Below are 4,614 nucleotides of genomic sequence, written 5' to 3' on the forward strand. Positions count from 1 at the left end.
GAGATCATGTGTTCTTTCAGCTGGAAGCTCTTCCTTTACAATGGTTTGCCAAATAATTTTTCCGGTGTTTTTATCAACCGAAATCACGATAAACTGATGAATAAATTCGGTCGAACTGGCGGCCATCGGACTTGCTGCAGAAACAACTGCTTTCTCCGGTTTTTTGTCTGTTGCAACAGCTGTCTGGATAATTACATGGTTCTCCCAGACTATCGGTGTGGCATGGCCTTTCCCCGGAATTTCAATTTTCCACTTCAAATTTTTTGTTTCGCTAAATTCAACAGGAGTGTTACCACCCACTATAGCGCCGGAATTATATTTTCCACGCCATTCAGGCCAGTTACTGGTTTCTGTAGCATTATTTTGAGCCTTTATCTCAGCGAATTGAATCAGAGTGAAAAATAAAAGGGATAAAGACGGGATAACAAATCGTACAAGTGAAATCTTCATAATTGGTTCTATTAGCAAAAGTTTCAATAACCGGAAAAAATAAATTTCCTTTTAGACCAATATTTGGGCATATCGTTTAATCTCGGGAAGTTTTATTTATAAGAGTTCCAAAAAATCTTCAAAATCTGGCTGAACACAAGATGGACCAACGATATTGAAAGGATAAGTATTTGATTATGTTGGAAGGCCGAAGGGGCCTTCCGTTCCGCCAATATCCGTTTCGTGACAGAAATTGGCTTAATTAGATTTCCCTGTATCTAAGCTCATTTCTTTAAAAGGGACACCATCAATTATCAGGTCAACAGCCACAAATTGATTTTCCTTTATTTTAATCCGCAGAAAGTTGGTTTTCAAAGTATCGCATAGCCCGTTTTTAATCGCCGATTCAACCTTTTTGTTTTGACTATACTGGATATAATAGTGATTAAATGGATAGGATATGTTTAGTCTGGTAGAATCTTTCCAGTCAACATTAACGCTTTCCCGGACCTAGTCGTGGCTAATGGGCTTTGTGATTGCGACCGACAAAATCTTTGCAAAACCTGCACTATCCGTAGTAAATTCAACATAGGCGTTCCGGATATTCTCCCAGTCTTTTTTATCCGCTATTTTAATATGGTCTTCTTTGAATTTCAACCATATAAACTTACCACTAAGATCTGAGCCAATTCCATTAAAATCAGGATTAACCCTGTTGCCTGTTTTGAATTTAAATTCACTACCTGTTTCTGCGTATCCGGCCTGTTTGCTGATCATCTGGTAAGGAACAAAAAGCTGTGCCAGGGCCACCACGATAAACGCAATCAAGAACAATGTTTTAGGCTTCATTTTCTTTTCTTTTTTTGATCATCAACCAATTCGCTGCAAAAAAACCGATGCCGACTTAAACAAACAAGATGCCTTTTATGACGAAGGTTAAATCCGAATCAAATGAGCGGCAAATCGCCAGTAATGCAATAATTAACATACCAAGGTTGATTACTCCAAGATGGGTCTGTTTTGCACCTTCCTTAAGTAACATTAGTCCAAAAATAAAGACTAGCAGATTTATAAAAATGACTGAGAGTGTGATTGCCTTTGCCCCTAATATAAAAAGAATCAGAAACAAGATATATGTAACATCCATTAACCTCCATTCTGCCAGTTTTTTAAGGCGGTTTTGCCTGTAAAGCAAAATGGTGGACAGCGCAAACAAAATAAGGCATCCTATAAATTCTGGGGTAACAATAAGATTTGGAAACTGATAAACATCCGTTTCCATACTTTTCCAGGTTGCTTAAATGACATCACAAGAAGAGAAATAATGGTACCTGCAAAGCCAAAAATGAGATATCCGTTATGAAAAAGCGGGCGGCTTTTGAATAACGGACGTTGTCCGATGAAATAAAACAGGGCGAACAGAGAGATGCAAGCTGGGTGAATCAGCATTTTCTCCCGGTGGGCCAGGATTACGAGTGTCTGCGTTAGTACGAAAGGGATCATCCAGTGATGCAGAATAAGCAAAGTGCTTGCCGGAGTTTTTCGCAACAATAGAAATAGCGGGGCAGAGGAAGCATAAAAAGGATCCAGAAGAGGTAATCTTCATTTGGGAAAACAACGTTAATTCTGGCTTTTAAACCGTATATCATGCTCATAAAAAGGTAAGCCAATGAAAGTGCTGAAGGATCGAGTAAATAAATCAAAGGTGCTGTCAGTATCAACCATGTCATCAGAAAGGTATTTGCATCGCTGTTGATATGGTAAATCTGGCTCACGAGTGAGATGTTAGCGCAGACGGCAAAGAAGAGCAAAAGAGCGGCAATTTCTCTCCAGACCACTTTCTTATTTTTTTTCATAAGTAAATAAACACTAAATAGTTGCGGAATGATCAGCAGTAAGAATGCACATGTCGTTTTAGTAAATTGGGAGAATTGATCCCATTGGTTGGCCACAATAAACATCATACCGGTTCCTATCAGGATGGTCCCCTGTATACCGAAAATCAGCAATTGCCTGTTCGGCGAGGTTACGTGTTTTTTTTGGTATTAATCGGTAATTAGCCGGGCCGTGTCATTGGTGATGATATTGGCACTTACAAGCTCGGGGGAGATCTTTAAGTAAACTCATATCACAAAGGTTTTAACTTCATTAATATCAATCTATCATCGCAAATGTAAGCTATAAATGGCGAATTCTTATTAAAATGACTCCATTCTGTTTAACCTGGTCAAAAGAGAAGCACCAAATTAAATCAAAATCTTGCATAAAACAAAAAACACTTACAGATTATCTCCGGAAGTGTTTGATTCTGTGGGTGGGCCCACCAGGGCATAATCCTGGGACCCCCGAGTATGGGCGTTAGTCAGGAAAAGATTAGCTGTGCGATGAAACCAAAATAAAGACAACTTCCCGAACCGAAGTTGAAAATGTGTGAATCATGTAACTTATTTCTAAAACTATATAACTTATTGTGTTTACCTTTGTCCACACTGCAAGAACAAATAAAGACAAATCCGATTTGGAAATTACATCGCTGTTGGAAGCATTTTTTCAGAAATACAGTTATGACTTCAGGCAGTATTCCGAAGCGCACATCAGGCGCAGAATCATGAACAGGATGAGCATGTCAGGTTTTGAGAATATTGAACAAATGCAATCCAGACTTTTGACGGATGAGGTTTTTGCATCAGAATTTCTGCAGGATTTATCAATAAAAGTAACCGAGATGTTTCGTGATCCGGACTTCTATCGGTCATTTCGCGAAAATGTCATCCCAATTTTAAAAACTTATCCCTTTGTAAAAATATGGCATGCCGGTTGCGCTACGGGTGAGGAAGCCTATTCAGTTGCAATTCTATTGCAGGAAGAAGGACTGTACGACCGAACAACCATTTATGCTACTGATTTTAATCAGCAGGCATTGTCACAAGCAAAAGAAGGAATTTTTTCCAACAAAATGATGAAAGAATACACTGCAAACTACCAATTATCGGGAGGGAAAGAATCATTTTCGGATTATTATACATCAAATTATGATAGCGTAATCATGAATAAATCTTTAAAAAGAAATATTGTTTGGGCTAATCATAATTTAGTTACCGACAGTGTTTTTGCAGAAGTGCACGTAATATTATGCAGAAATGTGCTTATTTATTTTGATAAAAATCTGCAAAATAAAGTGCAGAGACTTTTTCATGATAGCCTGATTAATGGTGGTATTTTATGCTTAGGCTCAAAAGAAGGGATCCGGTTTACCGATTTGGCCGAAGAATACTCTGAGTTGGATAAAAAACAACGGATTTTTAAAAAGAGATATTAAAATATGCGCTACGAAGCAATTGTAATAGGGGTTTCTTCCGGAGGCATGAATGCGATGAAAGTCATGTTTTCTCTTTTACCTAAGGATTTTAACACTCCCGTTATTATTGTGCAGCATATAGGTGCTCATTCTGATAACCTTTGGGTAAGACTTTTAAATGATAAAAGCAATCTTCCTATAAAAGAAGCGGATGAAAAAGAAAAAATTGAAAATGGGAAAGTTTACATTGCTCCGCCTAATTATCATTTGCTAATCGAAAAGGACAGAACTTTTTCTCTTACAGTTGATAAACAGGTAAATTATTCAAGACCATCAATTGATGTATTATTTGAATCGGCTGCTGAAGTTTATGCCGGCAAATTGATTGGAGTAATACTTACAGGCTCTAATAATGACGGAACTAACGGGATAAAACGGGTAAAAGAATGTGGTGGTTTAACCATAATTCAGAATCCCGAAACAGCAGAATCTGCTTTTATGCCTAAATCAGCAATTGCCGCCATTGAACCAGATTATGTATTATCGTTGGAAGGCATCACGGAATTATTAATAACCTTAGACAAACAAAAATAAGATGAAAATGAAACTTGAAAGAAAAATATTAACGGGATTTATTGCTTGTGCCATTATACTTTTCGGGGTTGCAATTTTCTCATTTAATAACAGTAAAAAATACACCGAAGCAAATGCCTTGGTAGATTTTACCAATCAGATAGTATCTGAGTTCGAACAAATACTAACTTCTACCATTAATGCTGAATCAGGCACACGGGGTTATGTCATTTCAGGGGATAGTAAATTTTTGGACCTTTTTTTAGATGCACAAACAAAAGGAGTTGAGCATCTTGATAAAGTAAAAGAATTAA

At 37.5% G+C, this 4,614-nt stretch carries 6 protein-coding genes and 1 pseudogene; 3 read left to right on the forward strand and 4 right to left on the reverse strand.

Annotated elements, in window-relative coordinates:
- From VIK44_RS08230 to VIK44_RS08245, 4 genes and pseudogenes are all read right to left on the reverse strand, one after another.
- On the reverse strand, positions 1-450 hold a 450-nt coding region (locus VIK44_RS08230), incomplete at its 3' end, for a hypothetical protein (protein WP_331553388.1).
- A 489-nt stretch (positions 451-939) separates the two neighbouring features.
- The gene (locus VIK44_RS08235; RefSeq protein ID WP_331553389.1) at positions 940-1,278 is read right to left on the reverse strand and encodes a hypothetical protein; all 339 of its coding nucleotides are present in this window, start codon (positions 1,276-1,278) and stop codon (positions 940-942) included.
- Positions 1,279-1,333: 55 nt separating this feature from the next.
- Positions 1,334-1,711, reverse strand: a complete 378-nt coding sequence (locus tag VIK44_RS08240; protein WP_331553390.1) for a hypothetical protein — start codon at positions 1,709-1,711, stop codon at positions 1,334-1,336.
- 217 nt (positions 1,712-1,928) lie between these two features.
- Positions 1,929-2,444: pseudogene (locus tag VIK44_RS08245) on the reverse strand (DUF2157 domain-containing protein); the annotation flags it as partial.
- A gap of 503 nt (positions 2,445-2,947) precedes the next feature.
- Between VIK44_RS08245 and VIK44_RS08250 the strand changes: the two are divergent.
- The 3 genes from VIK44_RS08250 to VIK44_RS08260 all read left to right on the forward strand — a co-directional run.
- Positions 2,948-3,748, forward strand: coding sequence for a protein-glutamate O-methyltransferase CheR (locus VIK44_RS08250; RefSeq protein ID WP_331553391.1), 801 nt, complete (start codon positions 2,948-2,950; stop codon positions 3,746-3,748).
- A gap of 3 nt (positions 3,749-3,751) precedes the next feature.
- A complete protein-coding gene (locus VIK44_RS08255; RefSeq protein ID WP_331553392.1) occupies positions 3,752-4,321 on the forward strand; it encodes a chemotaxis protein CheB in 570 nt (189 codons plus the stop codon).
- Between the two features lie 7 nt (positions 4,322-4,328).
- Positions 4,329-4,614: CHASE3 domain-containing protein (locus VIK44_RS08260; RefSeq protein ID WP_331553393.1), on the forward strand; the 286-nt coding region annotated here is incomplete at its 3' end.

This window comes from Acetobacterium sp. (assembly GCF_036508315.1).
Classification (GTDB): domain Bacteria; phylum Bacillota; class Clostridia; order Eubacteriales; family Eubacteriaceae; genus Acetobacterium.

What these genes read in the sequence shown, in the direction of transcription:
- VIK44_RS08235 (WP_331553389.1), bottom strand. Translation starts at nt 1,278, where the DNA reads ATGAAGCCTAAAACATTGTTCTTGATTGCGTTTATCGTGGTGGCCCTG.
- VIK44_RS08240 (WP_331553390.1), bottom strand. Translation starts at nt 1,711, where the DNA reads ATGGAAACGGATGTTTATCAGTTTCCAAATCTTATTGTTACCCCAGAA.
- VIK44_RS08255 (WP_331553392.1), top strand. Translation starts at nt 3,752, where the DNA reads ATGCGCTACGAAGCAATTGTAATAGGGGTTTCTTCCGGAGGCATGAAT.